The sequence below is a fragment of the Micropruina sp. genome, assembly GCF_027492755.1.
Taxonomy (GTDB): Bacteria; Actinomycetota; Actinomycetes; order Propionibacteriales; family Propionibacteriaceae; genus Micropruina.
Genome location: NZ_JAPUED010000224.1, coordinates 5,565 through 24,691, shown reverse-complemented (window position 1 = coordinate 24,691; position 19,127 = coordinate 5,565). Strand labels below are relative to the sequence as shown.

13 protein-coding genes are annotated in these 19,127 nt (G+C 70.9%); 11 read left to right on the top strand and 2 right to left on the bottom strand.

All coding sequences use genetic code 11. The annotated features are described in order from the left end of the window. Positions 1–421 precede the first annotated feature (421 nt). The 6 genes from tgt to Q0066_RS15535 all read left to right on the top strand — a co-directional run bounded on the left by tgt (position 422) and on the right by Q0066_RS15535 (position 6,661). Positions 422–1,651: a tRNA guanosine(34) transglycosylase Tgt gene (tgt, locus tag Q0066_RS15560; protein WP_298134644.1), complete on the top strand. Its 1,230-nt coding sequence runs from the start codon at positions 422–424 to the stop codon at positions 1,649–1,651. Between the two features lie 267 nt (positions 1,652–1,918). Then, positions 1,919–2,701, top strand: a complete 783-nt coding sequence (locus Q0066_RS15555; RefSeq protein ID WP_298134642.1) for a protein phosphatase 2C domain-containing protein — start codon at positions 1,919–1,921, stop codon at positions 2,699–2,701. Beyond that, positions 2,701–4,053 (top strand): FHA domain-containing protein, encoded by a 1,353-nt coding sequence (locus Q0066_RS15550; RefSeq protein WP_298134639.1) that lies wholly within the window; start codon positions 2,701–2,703, stop codon positions 4,051–4,053. The genes Q0066_RS15555 and Q0066_RS15550 overlap by 1 nt, the downstream gene beginning before the upstream one ends. A gap of 9 nt (positions 4,054–4,062) precedes the next feature. Beyond that, positions 4,063–5,556: a serine/threonine-protein kinase gene (locus Q0066_RS15545; protein WP_298134637.1), complete on the top strand. Its 1,494-nt coding sequence runs from the start codon at positions 4,063–4,065 to the stop codon at positions 5,554–5,556. Further along, complete coding sequence (locus Q0066_RS15540) at positions 5,553–6,236, top strand: hypothetical protein (RefSeq protein WP_298134633.1); 684 nt, start codon at positions 5,553–5,555, stop codon at positions 6,234–6,236. Before Q0066_RS15545 ends, Q0066_RS15540 begins: the two co-directional genes overlap by 4 nt. A 128-nt stretch (positions 6,237–6,364) precedes the next feature. Further along, on the top strand, positions 6,365–6,661 hold the full coding sequence (locus Q0066_RS15535; protein WP_298134630.1) for a hypothetical protein: 297 nt from the start codon (positions 6,365–6,367) through the stop codon (positions 6,659–6,661). A gap of 204 nt (positions 6,662–6,865) precedes the next feature. Here the strand turns inward: Q0066_RS15535 and Q0066_RS15530 are convergent, their stop codons facing one another. Continuing rightward, on the bottom strand, positions 6,866–7,213 hold the full coding sequence (locus Q0066_RS15530; RefSeq protein ID WP_298134628.1) for a type II toxin-antitoxin system PemK/MazF family toxin: 348 nt from the start codon (positions 7,211–7,213) through the stop codon (positions 6,866–6,868). After that, positions 7,213–7,440: a ribbon-helix-helix domain-containing protein gene (locus Q0066_RS15525; protein WP_298134625.1), complete on the bottom strand. Its 228-nt coding sequence runs from the start codon at positions 7,438–7,440 to the stop codon at positions 7,213–7,215. Before Q0066_RS15525 ends, Q0066_RS15530 begins: the two co-directional genes overlap by 1 nt. 342 nt (positions 7,441–7,782) lie before the next feature. Here Q0066_RS15525 and Q0066_RS15520 point away from each other — a divergent pair, with 342 nt between their 5' ends. From Q0066_RS15520 to Q0066_RS15500, 5 genes are all read left to right on the top strand, one after another. Continuing rightward, positions 7,783–13,905, top strand: a complete 6,123-nt coding sequence (locus tag Q0066_RS15520) for an Ig-like domain-containing protein (protein WP_298134622.1) — start codon at positions 7,783–7,785, stop codon at positions 13,903–13,905. Positions 13,906–14,011: 106 nt separating this feature from the next. After that, the gene (locus tag Q0066_RS15515; RefSeq protein WP_298134619.1) at positions 14,012–14,980 is read left to right on the top strand and encodes a MoxR family ATPase; all 969 of its coding nucleotides are present in this window, start codon (positions 14,012–14,014) and stop codon (positions 14,978–14,980) included. A gap of 171 nt (positions 14,981–15,151) precedes the next feature. Continuing rightward, entirely contained in the window at positions 15,152–16,411 is a 1,260-nt protein-coding gene (locus tag Q0066_RS15510; protein ID WP_298134616.1) for a DUF58 domain-containing protein, read from the top strand. Continuing rightward, on the top strand, positions 16,408–18,759 hold the full coding sequence (locus tag Q0066_RS15505) for a transglutaminase-like domain-containing protein (protein WP_298134614.1): 2,352 nt from the start codon (positions 16,408–16,410) through the stop codon (positions 18,757–18,759). The genes Q0066_RS15510 and Q0066_RS15505 overlap by 4 nt, the downstream gene beginning before the upstream one ends. Then, on the top strand, positions 18,759–19,127 hold a 369-nt coding region (locus Q0066_RS15500), incomplete at its 3' end, for a hypothetical protein (protein WP_298134611.1). The genes Q0066_RS15505 and Q0066_RS15500, both read left to right, overlap by 1 nt.

Below are 19,127 nucleotides of genomic sequence, written 5' to 3'. Positions count from 1 at the left end.
CTTCTGTGGGGCTCAGTCTGTTGCCTTCTCTGCCAGTGAGTCTGATGCCGGCTTCGGGTGCGAGTCTGTTGCCGCGGGCTGGGAGGGGAGCCCGAGCCGCCCACCTCCAGATCCGCCTCGCAAGCTCGGCGGATCTTCCGGACGCCCACCCACCTGCCTCGAGCTCCCCTCCCGGCCCGCTTCACGGTTGCGGTCCGCGAGGGTGCCGCGTGTGCCGAGTCTTGGAGTGGAACGCGGGGGACGGTTCTTTTCGTTCCGCTCAAAGGTGGTACGCGGGGGACGGTTCTTTTCGTTCCGCTCGTGAGTGGTACGCGGGGGACGGTTCTTTTCGTACCGCTGATCGGTGCCCCGGGCCGTTGTCTCGTCCACGCCCGCTCAACGGTGGCACCTTGCCCTGGTCGGCGTCGCGAAGGGCCGAATCGTGAGTGCTTCCTTCTCCTTCACACCGGGGGCGGTGCTGGCCAACGGCAAGGGCCGATCGGGTGTGATCGACACTCCGCACGGTCAGATCCGGACGCCGGCGTTCGTCGCGGTGGGGACCAAGGCGACGGTGAAGGCGGTGCTGCCGGAGGTGGTCGCCGAACTGGGGGCGCAGGCGGTGCTGGCCAACGCGTACCACCTGTTCCTGCAGCCCGGCTCGGACATCGTGGACGCCGCCGGCGGTCTCGGTGCCTTCATGAACTGGCCTGGTCCGACGTTCACCGACTCGGGCGGCTTCCAGGTGATGAGCCTGGGCGCGGGGTTCAAGAAGGTGCTGGCGATGGACACCGTCGGGCTCGCCGACGACGACGTGATCGCCGAGGGGAAGACCCGGCTGGCGCACGTCGACGACGACGGGGTGACCTTCACCAGTCACCTCAACGGCGATCGGCACCGGTTCACCCCCGAGGTGAGCATGCGCATCCAGCATGAACTGGGTGCCGACGTCATGTTCGCCTTCGACGAGCTGACCACGCTGATGAACACCCGGGCCTACCAGGAGCAGTCGGTGGCGCGGACGCACGCGTGGGCCGTCCGATGCCTGGCCGCGCACTCCGAGCTCACCGCCGCTCGCAGCGACAAGCCGTATCAAGCGCTGTTCGGGGTTGTGCAAGGCGCCCAGTACGAGGATCTCCGACGGCATGCCTCCCGTGGTTTGGCCGAGCTCGAGGTGGAGGGTCAGGCGTTCGACGGCTTCGGCATCGGCGGAGCGTTGGAGAAGGAGAACCTCGGCACCATCGTCGGCTGGTGCACCGAGGAACTGCCGTTCGACAAGCCGCGACACCTGCTCGGCATCTCCGAGCCGGACGACTTCTTCGCCGCCATCGCCGCCGGTGCGGACACCTTCGACTGCGTCATGCCGTCCCGGGTCGCGCGCAACGCCGCGCTCTACACCCGCGACGGCCGGTTCAATGTCAACACCGCCAAGCACCGCCGCGCCTTCGAACCGATCGAGGACGACTGCGACTGCTACACCTGCGCCCACTACACCCGGGCCTACCTGCACCACCTGTTCAAAGCCAAAGAGATGCTGGCCTCTACCCTGGCCACCATCCACAACGAACGCTTCACCGTCCGGTTGGTCGATGACATCCGCGCCTCCATCGAAACCGGCGACTTCGACGCCTTCCAAGAGGAGTTCCTCGGCCGTTTCTACGCCGGCCGCCGCTGACGCCCTCGAACTTTCGGGGACGGTTCTTTCACGTTCGAATCTCGGATGTCCGGGGACGGTTCTTTCACGTTCGAAAATCGCATCTCCGAGAACCGTCCCCGAATCTTCGAAACTCGCATCTCGGAGAACCGTCCCCGGACGTTCGAAAATCGGATGCCGGAGAACCGTCCCCCGGTGTGCGAGAGACCTGGGGAACGGCTACCGGGCGCGCTTGGTAATCTGACGCGGACGCCGGGCGGCGCCCCGGCTGATGAGAAGGGGGATCTCATGCCGCACGTCGCTGTGGGTGCGGCCTCGGACGTGGGCCGTGTGCGGGCACTCAACGAGGACGCGTACCTGGCCGGTGACCGGGTCTGGGTGGTGGCCGACGGGATGGGCGGCCACGCCGCCGGGGACGTCGCCAGCCGGTTGGCGATCGAGTCGCTGAGCGAGCTCGACGACGTCGACGAAATCCGCCCGGCTCTACTGAATGTGGCGGTGGCCAGGGCGAACGCGGCCGTCGTCCGGCACGGCATGGTGCATCCGGAGGCGCGTGGACTGGGCACCACGGTGACCGGGCTCGCCGAGGTGATCGTGGGCGGCACCCCGCATTGGGCCGTGTTCAACGTGGGGGACTCACGGGTCTACCGCTACGCCGGTGGTGAGTTGCAGCGTGCCACCGTCGACCATTCCGAGGTCGAGGAACTGCTCGCCGAGGGTTTGATCACCGCCGAGCAGGCCCGCGAGCATCCGGCGCGGCACATCATCACCCGGTCGGTGGGCATGCGACCGGCACCGTCGGTCGATGTCTGGGTGTTGCCGCAGGTTCCCGGCGAGCGGTTTCTGCTCTGCTCCGACGGCCTGACCTCCGAGCTGGACGACGACCAGATCGCCGCCGTGCTGGCTGCTCATCCGGACGCCACCGAGGCGGCCGAAGCGTTGGTTGCGGCTGTGCTGGCGACTCCGGCGCGGGACAATGTCACCGTGTTGGTGATTGACGTCCGGGGCGGCGACGATGGAGCCGGTGACGAGATCACCGTGCCGCGGACCGTGCTGGAAGGAGAGCGCTGATGGCTGAACCGGCGTACTCGTACAGCCCGGGCAGCGCGCTCGCCGTGTGGGGACCGCGGGTGGCAGTGTTGGTCGACCTGCCGCCGGACGCCGGCCTGGTACCCGGACTCCACGACCTGGTCGGCGACCCCGCCGCCGGCCTGGACGAGGTACTGGAACTCCTGGTCAGCCCCGGTTTGCGGGCCATTGAGCACTTTGCGCTGGCCGAGCACACCGATGAGGGGCTGCGCACCGTGGTGCGCGGCCGCTACCGCGCCCGGGCCGGGGCGCACACGGTTGAGGGACGAGGACTGTGGGCCGACCGGATCGTCCAGGCTGACGGCTATCTGCTGCTCGATCCCGAAGCGCCGGACGCCGCCACGCTCCCGCTGAGCGCCGGTTCCGTGGTGCTGGCCGGGCAGGTGCAGCGACGAGCCGGGGACTCCCCGGTGGCTCCCCGGGTCGCGCCGCCGATGCACTCGCCGGCCGAGCCGCCCGCGCCCAGCGCTGCTCCGGCCGCAGCGGGCACTGCCGCAGTCCCGGCGCCGGCCGCAGCGGTTGCCCCGGTGGTGCCGTTCGGAGACCAGCCGAGCGCGCCGGACGGCCCGCCCGCACCGAACGCCCCAGCCACGGCTGCGGCGCCCGTCCCCGGAGCGGCCAGCCCGGAGTCGGCCACCGGGCACACCCTGCCGACGCCGTTCACCAGCCCGTTCGCCGACCTGCCGGCCCCGCCGCCGTCGGCCCCGACCGGTCCGGACGAACGTCCGTCATTCATCGAATCACTACCCTGGAGTTCACCGGCCCCGGCGGTGGCACCGACCCCCGCGGCCCCCGCGATGGCCGGCGAACCGCGGGACGCGGCGTCCGATCGGACGATCAGCCGCGACCAGCTTCCGGACGCCGGCGTCCAGACCGTGGTCGCCGCCCGCTGCCCGAGCGGCCATCTCAGCCCCGCTTACGCCGGAACCTGCCGGATCTGCGGTCGACCGCTGCCGCAGCAGCAGCCCGTCGAGGTGCCACGTCCGCCGCTGGGAGTGCTGCGACTCTCCAACGGTGACACCGTGCTGCTCGACCGGGGCTGCATCCTCGGCCGCAACCCGCGGGTGCCGGTCGGTTACTCCGGCGAGCAACCCAACCTGGTCAAGCTGATCGACCCCGACAAGGACATCTCCGGCCAGCATCTGGAAGTGCGTCTCGAGTACTGGCATGTGGCGGTCAAGGATCTGGGTTCCACCAACGGCACCCAGGTGGTGCCGCCCGGCGAGCATCCGGTGACGTTGCGGCCCAACGATCCGGTGATGATCGAGCCCGGCACCAAGGTGATCCTGGCCGGCGTGTTCAGCTTCACCTTCGAGGTGACCGAAGGACCGTGAGTTGACCCGGTGACCGAACGACCCGCCCCCGTCATTCCCGGTCTGAGCTACGTCCGCAAACTCGGTGCGGGCGGTTACGCCGACGTCTACCTGTATCAGCAGGCGCTGCCTGCCCGGCGGGTGGCGGTCAAGGTGCTGCGCGATACCGACCTGGGACGCGGGGTGGCGCAGCGGTTCCGCAGCGAGGCCAACGCGATGGCGCAGCTGGAGCATCCGCACATCGTGCCGGTGTACGCCACCGGCAGCACCACCGACGGCCGTCCGTATCTGGTGATGATGTACTACCCGCGCGCCAGCCTGGCCGAGCGGGTCAGGGCCGAGCGGCTCACCGTGCCCGAGGCGCTGCGGATCGGCGTTCAGCTGGCCAGCGCGGTGGAGACCGCGCACCGGGCCGGCCTGCTGCACCGCGACATCAAGCCGGCGAACGTGCTGACCAGCCAGTACGGTACCCCCGGGCTGACCGATTTCGGCATCGCGGCCGAGGTGAGCGAGGCCGAGGACGCCGACACCGGGGTGTCGGTGCCGTGGTCGCCGCCGGAGGTGCTCTACGTCACGGCGCCGGCCACCGCCCGCTCCGACGTCTATTCGCTGGCCGCCACGGTGTGGCACCTGCTGGTCGGTCGCTCGCCGTTCGAACAGCCCGGACGCGACAACTCCCACTACGCGCTGATGAAGCGGATCCGCGACCAGCCGGTGCCCGACACCGGGCGTCCGGACGTCCCGGCCTCCCTGGAGCGACTGCTGAAGGCCGGCATGGCGAAGGATCCGGGGTTGCGGCCGGCCAGCGCGATGGACTTCGCCCGGTCGCTGCAGGTGATCGAGCAGGAGCTGCGGCTGCCGCGCACCGAGATCGTGGTCGCCGAGGAGGTGGCCGGGCCGTCCGCGCCGGGCGCCGGCGACGACCAGACCCGGATGCAGGGTCCCCAGTTGCTGGCGGCGCAGACGCCCACCGGTCAGACGCCGCCGACCGAGGACCTGCACACCAGGCGGCGGACGCCGCAGGTGCAGGGTGTGAACGGTCCCGAGGATGCCACCGTGCACCGTCCGGCCACCTCGCTGGAGCATGACCTGGCCGACGACGAGCAGCGAAGGCCGCCGCGGGTGCTGGCCTGGTCGGGCGGCCTGGTCGCGGTGGTGCTGGTGGCTGCGGGCATCTGGGTGGCCACCGGTGGCGTCCGGCCCGAAGCGCGTCCGACGACCAGCCCGATCCATTCCGAGCCGGTGCCCGATCCGGGGAGCGCAGAGCTGCCGCCCGGGAAACCGAAGATCGTCGGCGAACGCACGGGAGCTGTCGTCACCTTCCGCTGGACCTACGCCAACCCGCTGCCCACCGACAGCTACTTCTACAAGCTCACCGAGAACGGTCGACCTCGCCCCGTGGCCGAACCCTGGCTACGGTTACCTGATCAGCCTCGCGACAAGCAGGTTTGCCTGTGGGTCCGGGTGAAGCGGGCCAGCGGACACGATGCGTCCAGGACCTTCGAGAAGGGATGTGTGCGATGAGCACGATGACCGTGGACTTCCTCGGCGAGCTGTATCGGCGGGGACCGGGGGAGTCGCTGACCGTCGGACGCGAAGCGGACGTCGTGGTCGACGACGAGAACCCGTTCCTGCACCGGGTGTTCCTGATGGTCGGTGAACGGCAGGGTCTGTGGTGGCTCGACAACGTCGGCTCGCAACTCACCGCCACGGTCTCGGACGGCAACGGAGGCCTGCAGGCCTGGCTGGCGCCCGGCGGCGCGCTGCCGCTGGTCTTCGCGCACACCGTGGTCTGGTTCACCGCCGGCTCGACCACCTACGAGTTCGACATCTATCTCGACGATTCCAGCTACGAACCGGTCGAGGCCGTCCCGGCCTCCGACGGCACCGTGACGATCGGACGCGTCCAGCTCACCCCGGAACAGAAGCTGCTGATCGTGGCGCTGTGCGAGAACGTGCTGCGCCGCGGCGAGCGCGGCGCCGGGCACGTGCCGCAATCCGGTGCCGCCGCCCAGCGGCTCGGCTGGACGATCACCAAATTCAACCGCAAGCTCGACAACGTCTGCGAGAAGCTCTCCGACCTCGGCGTCCGGGGCCTGCGCGGCGGTGCACGCAAGCTCGCGTCGTCCCGCAAGGCGCGACTGGTCGAGTACGCCATGGCCGCCCGCATCGTCACCGTGGACGACCTCGAGCTGCTGCCCTAGGCGACGGTCAGCCTGGGTCTCCGTTGGTCGAGCTTGTCGAGACCCGGAACCTGCCGGGCCGACTGGGGTTTCGACGAGCTCAACCACCGGGGTGGGGCGGCTCGGACGCCGGTGTACATTCACCGGGTATGACCACCCCTGCGCGACCCCAGGTGCGCGGCTTGGCCGGCCGGCAAGGCTTGTTCGTCACGCTCGGCCTACTGGCCGGGCTGTTCGGCACGGACTTCTGGCCGCTGCCCGGGCTGGTGCTCGGCGCCGGCGCGTTGGCGGTGGTGATCGTGTCCCTCCTCAGCAAGAGAACGCCGCGGTGGCTGAACTGGCTCGCCCAGGGTTTCGTGGTCGGCGTCGCGCTCTTCTTCCTGCTGGCGCTTTTCGCCACGATGAACCCGACGCCCGGAAGCGGCGCCGGGACCGGCGGCCCCTGACCCGGTCAACTCCGCTCGGCGGACGCCCACCTCCCCAAGGCTCGTGAACTGGCGACCGATTCACACCTCGTCCGAGGCAGGTGAGGCGAGAGGCCCGCCGAATCGGTTGCCAGTTGGCGACGCCGTCCGCGTCGATCGGCAGTGTGGCGATCGCGCGTCCGCCCAAGTGCTGCCGTCGCGGGGCCGGTCTGAGGGGACAGGACCTCACAGTTGGAGATGCAGCCGGAGCGCATCGTCGAGTTGCTTGGTCAATGGTGCGGGGAGTCGTCCGAGCACGGCGCCGACTTGTTCGACCGACACTGTCCGGACCTGCTCGGCCTGAGCCTTGGAGTCCATTCGGATTCCGGTCTCGTGGGCCGGTAGCAGCACCTGGAACGGAAAGATCTTCGCGATGTTGCTGGTGACCGGGACAACGGTGATCACGCCACGGCCGAGGCGGGCTGCGACGGTGTTCGCGTGATCGTTGCTGACGATCACGGCCGGACGGCGCTTGTTCGCCGCACCGGGACGCGCCGGTTCGAGATCGACCAGCCGGATCTCGCCGCGCAGCATCACTGGAGCCCATCAGCGGTAGTGGCGGCCCACGACTCCGCGTCCCCGGAGTCCTCCCATTCCCGCCAGGCCGCCGCGTAAGCGTCCTCCAACTCGGAGTTGCCCAGCATCCGGATGGCTTGCTGGATCGCGGCCGACCGAGACTTCAGCCCGGCCGCCTGCGCGTAGGCGTCGAGGGCATCCACGTCCTCGGGAGAGAGGCTGACGCTCAACTTGACCTGGCTCATGCCACCACGGTAGCACCGGAGTAGGACTCCCGGCTTGATCGGGAGGGTGAGGTCTCGACAAGCTCGACCAACGAAACACCACGGTCATCCCGGCTGCCCCGTCATCCCGGCGAACGCCGGGATCTCGGCGCGCTCGGGAACTGCTCGGAGACCCCGGATCAAGTCCGGGATGACGGGGGTGTCAGGTCGCTGGATCGCATCCGGGATGACGAGTGCCGGGGAGTGCTCCCCGCGGGCAGGATTCGGGCCTGGCACGGCGGTCGTTTAGGCTCACCGGAAGGACATCCTGTCGCCGGGGAACCCCAATCAACCCGGCCGAGCGGTGGAGGATTCGCCCAAATCATGCGTGCCAGGTCGATCGTGCGAGTGCTGCCCGGCCTCGTGGCGACGCTGACCCTGGCGGTGATCGCCACCTTGGCTGTGGTGTCGGTCGGCTACCCGGTGAACAAACTCGACCTGCACGACTCCGGCATCTGGGTCACCAACGACGCCGAGCAGTCCTACGGCCGGATCAACAAATCCGCGGTGGGCCTGGACGCCTTCCTCGACCTGCCCGGGTCCGCGGGCACGCCCGAGTTGAACGTGTTGCAGGACGGCTCCGCGGTGGTCGAGTACGACGCCGCCGGCGGATCGCTCGTCCCGATCGACTCCTCCGCGGTGACCAACGCCACCGATCAGGTGATCAATCTGCGTCCGGGCAGCATCGTCGACATGCGCGGCGGCACCGTCGCCGCCGTCGATCCGGCCACCGGCAAGATCTGGGCCGGACGCTACGACCCGGCCGAGCGGGTCGCCGACCTTCGTGCCCTCGACCCGGCGCAGCCCGCAGTCGCCGAGATCGGCGAACCGCCCGCGGGCAGCACGGGGCAGACCGTCGCTCTCGCCGTCGGCACGGACGGCACCGTGCACGTCGCCGGGGTGAATGGCAACACCGTGACCATCGCCGTCCGTGACGGACGGCTGACCGAGCCGGTCAGCGGCAAGCTGGCCACCGCCGTCCGTTCGGTGCAGCTCGCCGCGGTCGGCGGCCAGGCCGTCGTCTACGACGAGGTGCTGGGTCTGGTGATCCTGCCCGGCGGACGCACCAAGCAGGTCACCGCCGCGGTCGCCGGACGCCTCCAGCACAGCGGCCCGGACGCCCCGGGGGTCCTGCTCGCCCTGCCCGACAGCCTGATCCGGATCGGTCTCACCGACGGGATCAGCGCCGAGGTGGCGCGGGGCATCGGCTCGACGCCGGCCGCCCCGGTCCGGCTGGCCGGCTGCGACTTCGGCGCCTGGGCCGGCACCCCGACGACCGTCGTGCGCGCCTGCGGCGAGGAAACCGCGGAGAACATGGCGGTCACCAGCCGTGCCCAGCCGCTGATCCGCCCGGTGTTCCGGGTGAACCGCAACAGCCTGGTGCTCAACGACGCCGCCGACGGCCGGGTGTTCGACCTCGACCAGCAGCTCCGGGTCGACAACTGGGACAAGATCAAGCCCAAGCCGAACCAGAACCCGAACGATCCGCAGAAGTCCGACAAGCCCGCCTTGAAGGACGCCGAACCGCACGCCAACGACGACCGGTTCGGTGCCCGGGCGGGCCGCACCCAGATCGTCCACCCGCTCGACAACGACACTGACTCGATCAGCAGCATCCTGATGATCAGCGCCGTCCGGGGCGTGCCGGAGGGCTACCGCGTCGACATCACCCCCGACGGCCAGGCGCTCAAGGTGACGACGCCGGCGCAGGCAAGGGACTTCTCCTTCCGCTACGTCGCCGGCAACGGCTATCACGAGGACGACGCGACCGTCAGCATCGACATCAAGCGCCCCGAGGACAACGACAAGCCGCACCTGCGCGACGGCGCCAGCAGCCCCGACTACAGCGTGCCGTCCTTCGGCACCCTCACGGTCGCGCCGCTGGGCGACTGGCGTGACCCGGAGAGCGACCCGGTGCTGTTGATGGACGCCACCGTCGGCGGGGAGGCGGTGCCCACCACGCCCGACGGACGCCTCGAGTACACCCCCGGCGGGGAGAGCTCCGACGTCCGGAAGAAGCTGACCTACCGGGTCGCCGACGTGCCCGGCAACGAGGTGAGCTCCGACCTGAACGTGACCGTGCTCGGCGAGAAGGCGCTGACCGGCGGCAAACCGGTCGCCAACCCGGACAGCGTCCGTGGCCAGGTCGGGAAGCCGATCGTGATTCGCCCGCTGGCCAACGACCTGCCCGGCTCCGATCCGCGCACCCCGGACGCCCGGCTGGTGCTGGGCGGCGACATCGCCCCCAAGGCGAACCTGAAGGTGAGCACCGACCAGCGCTCCGGGCTGGTCACGGTCGTCGCCAGCCGTCCCGGGCCGTACTTCCTCGACTATGTCGCCGCCTACGGCTCGGCGCGTGTCGACCGTAGCCAGATCCGCATCGACGTGGCCAAGGACGACGCCGGCTTCGTGCCGCAGACCATGCCGGACGCCGCAGCGATCCGCGGCACCAACCCGGTGCGGGTCGATGTGCTGGCCAATGACGCCGACCCGCGCGGCGGCATGTTGACCGTGCAGTCCGCCGAAACCGAGGCCGACGTGGACGTCGCGGTGATCGGTGGCCGCTGGCTGCTGCTCAGCCCGCGGTCCGATCGGATCAGCCCCAACCCGTTCACCGTGCACTACACGGTCAGCAACGGCTACCAGAGCGCCAAGGGTGACGTCACCGTCGCGCAGCTGCGGGCGGTCGGCAGCGACATTCCGATCACCCGCAAGGACCGGGCCATCGTCCGCGACGGCGACACGGTGCTGATCAACGCACTCGGCAACGACACCAGCCCGGCCGGTTCGCGGCTGTCGCTGGTGAGCAACCTGGACGGCACCGCCGTCGTCGGCCAGCTGCCGCTGTACGAGGCGGCCAGCACCGCCGAGGCGACGGACGCCGGGCAGGCCTGGGTGCACGCCGACCAGATCCGCTACGTGGCGCCGACCGGCCTGACCGAGACCCGCGAGATCACCATCGAGTACTACGCGCAGTCACCGAGCGGGGAACGCACCCGCGGCGAGGTGAGCGTGACGGTCAAGCCGCAGCCGGAGACCGCCGACGACAACCACGCCCCGCGTCCCGGCGACATCGAGGCCCGGGCAACTGCCGGTCAGCGGATCAAGATCTCGCTGCCCACCTCGTCGCAGGACCCGGACGGCGATTCGGTGACCGTGGCCGGCATCGGGTCGTCGCCCCACCTGGGGCGGGTGGTCGGTTTCAGCCCCACCTCGGTCACCTATGAGGCCTACCCGGACGCCGGCAACGTCGGCACCGACACCTTCTCGATGATGGTCACCGACCGGTACGGCAAGCAGGCGGCGGCGATCGTCCGGGTCGCGGTGACACCACCCGGCGCGCCGCAGCCGCCGATCGCCATCGAGGACAACGTGACGGCCGCGCCGGGGGCGTTGATCCGGGTGGACGCCCGGGCCAACGACCTGATGGCGCGGGCCGACAAGGTCGGCATCGCCCCGCTGAAGTCGCTCAACGACACCCTGCCGGCCGGGGTGGAGGTGAGCAAGGACGGTTTCATCACCGCCCAGGCGCCCGAGAACGGGCAGCCGCTGCTGCTGCAGTACGCGCTGCGCGGCAACGGTGGCACCGGACCGGCCGCCGGCATCACCATCACCCCGCGCGAGGGCTACGAGAACCCGCCGGTGGTCTTCGACGAGGTGGCCGTGGTCGACGGCAAGGTCGCCAGGGCCGACGTGCTGCAGCGCGCCTGGGATCCGGACGGCCGCGATGAGCGGCTCACGGCGTCCGTGCTGCGCAGCGATCCGGCGATCACCGTCGTCGGCGGCGTCATCACCGTGCCGGTCACCGAGGCGCCCCAGGTCATTCCGTATCTGGTCACCGACGAGCGCGGTGCCCAGAGCGCAGCCCTGCTCTTCGTGCCGCCGAGCGGCGGGGGTGCACCGGTGGCCCGGCCCGATGCGCGCATCGGCCTCGATCCCGACGGCAGCCAGACCGTCCGGCTGGGCGACGTGGTGATGTCGCCGCGCAACCGGGACGTCCGGCTGACCACCACCGACACGCTGTCGGGTTCACCCGCGGAGAAAGTGGCGATCGCCGCAGTCAACGACACCAGCTTCCGGGTGACGGCCGGCGACGGCTATGTCGGGCCGGGCGCGGTCACCCTGCAGGTGATGGACGGCGAATCCGCCACCGATGAGGACGTACTCACCTCCTACGTGACGATTCCGGTGCAGGTCGGTCCGCCGACGCCGGTGCTGCGCTGCCCGGACGCCCCGATCACCCTGCCGGCCGGCGGCCAGCCGCGAAGCCTCGACCTGGGCAGCCTGTGCAACGTCTGGACGCCCGACCCGGACGACCTGGCGGCACTCAGCTACACGGCCCGCTGGGTCTCCGAGGCGCCCGCCGGCGTCGATCTCCAGGTCGGTCGCACCCTGGAGCTCGGCGCGTCCGGTGCGTCGCGGCCCGGCACCACCGCCGAGCTCGAGATCGGTGTGGCCGGCTCGCGCGCCCTCACCCAGCGGTTGACGGTGAAGATCAGTGAGGCACCGCTGCCGACCATCCAGGGCCGCAGCTACGCCGACATCAAGCAGGGCACCCCGGTGCGGGTGCCGGTCGGCATCACCTCGGCCTTGTCGGACGCCGTGCCCGGCATCGTCAAGGTCACCCAGGTGAGCGGGCCGTCCACGCCGTTCACCATCTCGGGAACCACCGTCACCTTCACCCCGCCCGGTGACGCGCACGGCCGGATCGAGTTCGACGTCACCGGCACCGACGTCGCCGACCACGGCCGCACCGACCGGCAGGTGACGGCACGTTTCGCGCTGACCGTCTACGGGGTTCCCGGCAAGCCGGGCGCGCCGCGTCCGGGACCCAAGGTGCAGTCGAAGGCCGAAACCCTGAGCTGGACGGCGCCGGCCGCCAACGGGTCGCCGATCACCGGCTACCGGGTGCGGGACAGCCGCGGCCGGATCACCCCCTGCCCGGCAACCTCGTGCCGGATCAGCGGGCTGACCAACGGCACCTGGTACACCTTCCAGGTGCAGGCGCTGAACAAGGCGGGGGCCGGCGAGTGGAGCGAGCCGAGCCGCCGGATCCGGCCCGACCAGCCGCCGCCGGCGCCGTCCGGATTGCGGGTGTCGAACCCGCAGGACCACCAGCTGACACTGAGCTGGAACCCGGTGAAGTTCGAGGGCACCGCGGTGAAGACCTTCCACATCCTGGTCGACGGCCGCAAGCTGCGGGCTCCCGGGTCGGCCACCTCGAAGGTGATCACCGGGCTCGACAACAACACCATCTACTCGATCACCCTGGCCGCCGAGAACGAGCTGACGATCGGCCCGGGGGCCCGCATCCAGGGCCAGTCGGCGGGCCGTCCGCTGGGCCTGAAGGCACCCACCTTCACCGCAGCCACCGCCACCGGTGCCGCGACCGCCCTGCGGGTGGCCTGGAACCTGCCCGACAAGAACGGGCCGGCCGACCTGACCTTCTCGGTGGTCCGGGACGGCTCCAAGACCATCTGCTCCCACACTGCGGGCACGACCTGCACCGACGACCGGGTGACCTACGACGGCGCCACCCACAGCTACGAGGTGACCGCCCGCAACGGTGCCGGCAAGACCTCCGCCGCGCGCGCCTCCTGGCAGGCGGTGGGAACCCCCGAGCGGCCCGGTGCGCCGCGGGTGAGCGCCACCGGCAGCGACCGGACGATCCGGGTGCAGGGCACCGCGCCGGACTCGCGCGGCCGTTCCTCCACGGTGCGGATCATGGCCAACGGCGCGGTGGTGGACAGCTTCTCGGCCTCCGCCCGAGGGCAGGCTTTCGACCGCACCGTACGGGTCGGCGCGGACGGCGCCGCCTACAACTTCACCCTGCAGGTCTGCAACGAGGAACGCTGCGGACCAGCCTCGGGCGGTGCCTCGGCGACCGCCTACGGCCCGATCCAGGGTTTCTCGCTGAGCAGCGGGGCAGCCAGCGGCACCAGCGTGAGCTTCACCGTGAACGTGAACCCGAACGGACGGGCGCTGCGGGTCAGCGTGGACGGCTCGAACCTGGCCAGCACCGACGCCCGCGACGGCACCTGGAGCCGCGCGGTGACCCGTGACCTGGGCGGCTACAGCCGCAGCCACACCTTCACCGTGGTGGTCAGCGACGGCTCGCGCAGCCAGACCCGGACGATCGCCCTCACCTCGGCCGATCCGCCCAAGCCGACGGTGACGGTGATCTGGGGCGGTTACACCACCGACTCTCCGGCCGACTGTGACTTCAGCAACCACTGCCGCTACGTCGGGGCCCGGATCTCCAACGCGCAGGGCACCCTGCAATGCCGGGTCCGGGACAGCTACGGAACCAGGTTCCGGACGAACTGGTCGCAGGGCAACGGCGAACGGATCACCCAGGCCTACTGGGGCATCCATCCCGACAGCGCCTGGGTCGAGGTCGACTGCGGCGAGGCGTCCGGGCGTTGGTACGGCAGCAGACCGGCATGACGAGCCGATCGTCGTTGGTCGAGCTTGTCGAGACCGCCCCGGAGCGAGAGCGGCACAGATCGGACGACGCGAGTATGAGCAGGAAACGACGCAACAGGAGAGCACGATGAGCATCACCGATGACCAGGCGACCTGGTTCGAGCAGACGTTCGAACAGCTGGTGGCCAACGTCGAGCTGGCGATCCGCGGCAAGAGCGAGATTATCCGGATCGCGCTGACCTGCCTGCTCAGCGAGGGCCATCTGCTGCTCGAGGACAATCCGGGCACCGGCAAGACGCAGCTGGCCAAGGCGATCGCGAACACCGTGCAGGGCAGCCACAGCCGCATCCAGTTCACCCCCGACCTGCTGCCCTCCGACGTGATCGGCGTCACCGTCTACGACCAGCACAAGCAGACCTTCGAGTTCCACAAGGGCCCGATCTTCGCCACCGTGGTGCTGGCCGACGAGATCAACCGGGCCTCGCCGAAGACCCAGTCGGCGCTGCTGGAGGTGATGGAGGAGGGCCGGGTCACCGTCGACGGTGTCAACCACGCGGTGGGCCGTCCGTTCATGGTGATCGCGACCCAGAACCCGATCGAGCAGGCCGGCACCTACCGGCTGCCGGAGGCCCAGCTGGACCGGTTCCTGATGAAGAGCTCGATCGGCTACCCCGACCACGACGTCGCCGTCGAGCTGATGGCGCAGGCCGCCAACCGGGACCGCTCGGCGCAGGTCAACCCGGTGATCGCCGCCCACGCTGTCGCGCAGATGTCGAACTTCGCCAACGAGGTGCATGTCGAGCCGGCGATCCTGGCCTACATCAGCCAGTTGGCGCAGGAGTCGCGCCAGCACGCCCGGGTCAAGCTGGGGCTGTCGATGCGCGGCTGCCTGGCGTATGTGCGGGCCGCCAAGACCTGGGCCATCGCCAAGGGCCGCGCCTTCGTGATCCCGGACGACATCAAGGACCTGGCGGTGCCGGTGATGAGCCACCGGCTGATCCTGAACGCCGAAGCCCAGTTCTCCGGGGTGACCGCCGAGCAGGTGATCGACGACCTGCTGGCCGCGGTTGCCGCCCCGGCCGATCGGCGCAACTGATTCCAGATGTCCGATCAGACCCGCGTCCGCCCGCCGACTCCGACCCCTTCCGGGTCGGAGGATCGGTCGCGCGGTCGTCGGTCCCGTTGGCCCCGTTGGTCGAGCTTGTCGAGACCCACCCAGGACGAGCCTGGTTTCGACAAGCTCAACCAGCGGACCCGTTGGTCGAGCTTGTCGAGACCCCTTGTCCGCCCCTTCCGACGCCTCTGGACCGCCTCCGAGCCCTACCGGAGCGCCGTCCGGCCCCTCCTGGACGCCGTCGCCCGGATCCTGGCCGCGGTCACCGGATTCGGCTGGGCGGTGCTGGCGCTGGCCGGCGCGTCCTGGCTGTTGGCGGTGTTGTTCGGCTGGGGTGAGTTCGCACTGCTGGCGGCAGTGCTGCTGATCGGCTTCCTGATCGCCTGCGGCTTCACCCTCGGACGGCTCAACCTGGCCGTCGAGCTGGAGGCCGACCCGCTGCGGGTGACCGTGGGGGAGTCGTCAGCGGCCCGGGTCAGCGTCACCAACCTGGCCCGGACGCCGGTGCTGCCGATCCGGTTGGAGCTGCCGGTCGGCCAGGCGCTGGGCCGGTTCACCCTGCCCGCGCTGGGTGCCGGCGCCGTCCACGACGAGGTGGTGATCGTGCCCACCCAGCAGCGTGGCGTGATCGAACTGGGCCCGGTGGTCACCCAGCGCGGCGACCCCTTCGGCCTGGTGCGGCGCGAGATCACCTGGACCGAGCGGCTGGAGCTGTTCGTGCATCCGCGGCGGGTGCCGCTGGAACCGCTCGGCTCGGGACTGCTGCGCGACCTCGAGGGCCACACCACCAACGACACCTCGATGAGTGACCTGGCCTTCCACACGCTGCGCGAATACGCCCCGGGTGACGACCGCCGCTACATCCATTGGCGGTCCTCGGCGAAACTCAGCGGCGCCGCCGGCACCGGCGCGTTCCTGGTCAAGCAGTTCCTGGACACTCGGCGCTCCCATGTCGCGGTCGTGGTGGACGCCGACCCGGCCGGCTACGCCGACGACGCCGAGTTCGAGCTGGCCATCTCGGTGGCCGCCTCGGTCGCCGTCCGCGCGCTCACCGACGAGATGGACCTGACCATCGTGGTCGGCGAGCACGCCGCCGCCAAGCCGCATCCGGCGCTCGCCCTGGACACCTTCTCCCGCGCCGAGCACGGTCCGTGGCCGCTGGCGCCGTCGGTCGGGCGGCTCGCCCACCTGGCCCCGGACGCCAGCGTCGCCATCCTGATCTCCGGCTCGCAGGCCGGTTTCGGCTCGTTCGCCCGGGCCCGCGCCCACCTGGCGCCCGAGGTGCACACCTTCGCGATCACCGCCGAGCGCGGCGGGGCGATGGCGCTGCGCCAGGCGTCCGGGATGACCGTGCTGAGCATCGGCCGGCTCGAGGACCTGCCGCGGGTGCTGCTGGGGGTGAGCGTGCAGTGAGGGTCATCCACGCACAGGCTCAGCCCGGCACCACCGGGCACACCCTCACCGCCCGGCTGAAGCTGCTGCGTCCGACCAGCCCCGACCTGGTGGACGCCGGGTTCCTGGTCGCGGCCTGCCTGCTGGCGTTGGCCGGTTTCGTCACCGGTTTCGACAACCTCCGGTTCCTGGCGGTCGCCGTGGTCGGTGTGCTGCTGGGGGTGCTCGCCGCCCATGTCGCGAACGTGTTCCGCTGGTCGTGGTCGGCCGCGGTGCTGATCGCCGGGGCCTTCTACTTCCTGCTCGGGCCGGCACTGACCGTGCCGCGACTGGCGGTCGGTGGCGTGCTGCCGACGCCGGACGCGATCGGTGCGCTGGGTGCCTCGCTGGTGACCGGCTGGATGGAGTTCCTGACCACGCTCGCGCCGGTCGACGGCAACGGCGAACTGCTGGCGCTGCCGTGGGTGCTGGCATTGCTGGCCGGCAGCATCGGGCACTGCGTCGGCCGGCGCGCCCGCTCGGCGTGGCTGCCGCTGACCGTGCCGCTGGTGCTGCTCTGCCTGGTGATCGCGCTGGGCACCCTGGACGCCCCGCTGCTGCGGCTGCAGGGGCTCGGGTTCGCCGTCCTCGCCCTGGGCTGGCTGGCGGTGCGGTTCCCGCGGACCAGACGGGTGCTGCGCTCGGGGCGTCCGGGACGGCTACAGCTGGGCCTGGGTGCGGCGATGCTGGCCGCTGCACTGCTCGGCGGGCTGGCCCTGGCGCCGGTGCTGCCCGGGGTGGCCGATGAACGTCATGTGCTGCGCGCCGAGCTCGAACCGCCGGTCGACGTCCGGCAGTATCCGACGCCGCTGGTCGGTTTCCGCACCTTCTCGGGGCAGGACCTGCAGCTCTATTGGGACACCCCGCTGCTGCAGGTGGACGGCGCGGCGCCCGGTGCGCAGCTGCGGATCGCGGTGCTCGACCGCTGGTCCGGCGCGAGCTGGAGCGGGCTGGGTGACGGTGTCGCCGACGGCAGCGGCTTCCAACGGCTCGGCGCGCGCGTGCCGGACCCGCCCCGCGACCGGGTGACCCAGACCATGGTGCGGGTGCTGCCCGGCTACGCCGACAACCCGTCACTCAACCCGTGGCTGCCCTCACTGGGCAGGGTCTCCGCCATCGCCTTCGACGGCCCGGGGGCACAGGACCACCGCGACAACTACCGGTTCAACCTGACCACCGACCAGGGCTTCGTGCCCGACCGGTTGCGGGCCGACGACCTGGTGGTGGTCGACTCTGCTCCATTGCCCGGCTTCGACGCGATGACCGGCGACCCGGCGCCGGGCGACGGCGTCCGGCAGGACGACGCGACGACGGCCTTCCTGGCCGGCACCACCCAGCGGCTCGCCGCCGGCGACGCCGAGCAATGGACGCAGTTGGCCGACGTGGCGAAGGCGCTGCGCACCGACGGCGCGTGGAGCGACGGCACGCGGGCCGGGGAGGAGCAGTACCTGCCCGGGCACGGCCAGTACCGGCTGACCAGCTTCGTCACCGGGCAGCAGTTCGTCGGCAGCGATGAGCAGTACGCGGCCACCTTCGCCCTGATGGCGAGCCGGCTCGGCTACCCGGCACGGGTGGTTTTCGGCGCCGAGGTGCCCGAGGGCGGTGAGGTGCGTGGCAAGGACATTCGGGCCTGGGTGGAGCTCTCGGTCGCCGGCCACGGCTGGGTGAGCGTGCCGACCTCGGTGTTCACTCCCGATCGCAGCAAGAAGCCGGAGAAGAACCAGCGGCAGAACAACGATCAGGAGTCGATCCGTAACGTGCCGCCGCCCAACCCGGTGCCGCCGCCGGGCAGCTATGACGAGATGACCGACACCGATCCGGCCTCCGCCCGTGCCGAGCTTCCGGCGTCCGAGCAGTTCTGGCGGGCGTTCTGGGCCGTCTTTCGCGTGGTGGGCCCGCCGCTCGGGGTGCTGGCGCTGATCGTCGGCATCATCCTCGGCCTGAAGGCGCTGCGCAGCCGCGGCCGGCGGACCCGCGGACAGCCGTCCACCCGCATCGCCGGCGGCTGGGACGAGGTGCTGGACGCCGCCCGCGACGCCGGCCGTCCGGTGCCGGTGGGAAGTACCCGGCTGGAGGCGGGCGAGCTGCTCGGCCGCGACGACGTCCGCGACCTGGGCCGGGCTGCGGACGCGGCCGTGTTCGGGGCCGGTGAGATCAGCTCCGCCACGGTGGCGCAGTATTGGCAGGGTGTGGCTGAGGCCCGGCGGGCCATCGTGAAGGACCTGCCCTGGTGGCGGCGTCCGCTGGCCCGGCTGAACCTGGCATCGTTGGTGACGCATGGCCGGTTGGCGAGGTGGGGGACGGGCCGGCTCAAGGGGAGGAGTTCGTGATGGCGCTGCCGACCTGTCCTGCCTGCGGTCTGCGACAGACGCTGCGGGCCCCGCGTTGCGCCCGTTGCGGTGCCCCGCTGGACGGCTCCCCGGTCATCCCGCCGGGCGGCCCGGCGCTGAGTGAACCGGGTTCGGACGGCAGGCCCGGCGGCACCGGCTCGACGTCCGACGCGCCCACGACAGAGTTCACGGCCGCCGGCCAGCCGACCGCCGAGTTCCCGGCCACCGGGGACGCCGACGATCTCACCCTGCTGCGTGGCCAGCCGGGATCCTGGGATCCGGTCCCCGGCCCGACCCCGGCGTCCGCCTCACCCTGGGGCCCGGGGACAGCCGCCGAACAGGGCCAGCACCGCGGCTTCTGGCACCGG

Excerpts from the sequence above, each read along its gene's own strand:
- Q0066_RS15535 (WP_298134630.1), top strand. The coding sequence starts at position 6,365 with ATGACCACCCCTGCGCGACCCCAGGTGCGCGGCTTGGCCGGCCGGCAA.
- Q0066_RS15555 (WP_298134642.1), top strand. The coding sequence starts at position 1,919 with ATGCCGCACGTCGCTGTGGGTGCGGCCTCGGACGTGGGCCGTGTGCGG.
- Q0066_RS15515 (WP_298134619.1), top strand. The coding sequence starts at position 14,012 with ATGAGCATCACCGATGACCAGGCGACCTGGTTCGAGCAGACGTTCGAA.
- Q0066_RS15550 (WP_298134639.1), top strand. The coding sequence starts at position 2,701 with ATGGCTGAACCGGCGTACTCGTACAGCCCGGGCAGCGCGCTCGCCGTG.
- Q0066_RS15530 (WP_298134628.1), bottom strand. The coding sequence starts at position 7,213 with ATGCTGCGCGGCGAGATCCGGCTGGTCGATCTCGAACCGGCGCGTCCC.
- Q0066_RS15525 (WP_298134625.1), bottom strand. The coding sequence starts at position 7,440 with ATGAGCCAGGTCAAGTTGAGCGTCAGCCTCTCTCCCGAGGACGTGGAT.
- Q0066_RS15520 (WP_298134622.1), top strand. The coding sequence starts at position 7,783 with ATGCGTGCCAGGTCGATCGTGCGAGTGCTGCCCGGCCTCGTGGCGACG.
- Q0066_RS15540 (WP_298134633.1), top strand. The coding sequence starts at position 5,553 with ATGAGCACGATGACCGTGGACTTCCTCGGCGAGCTGTATCGGCGGGGA.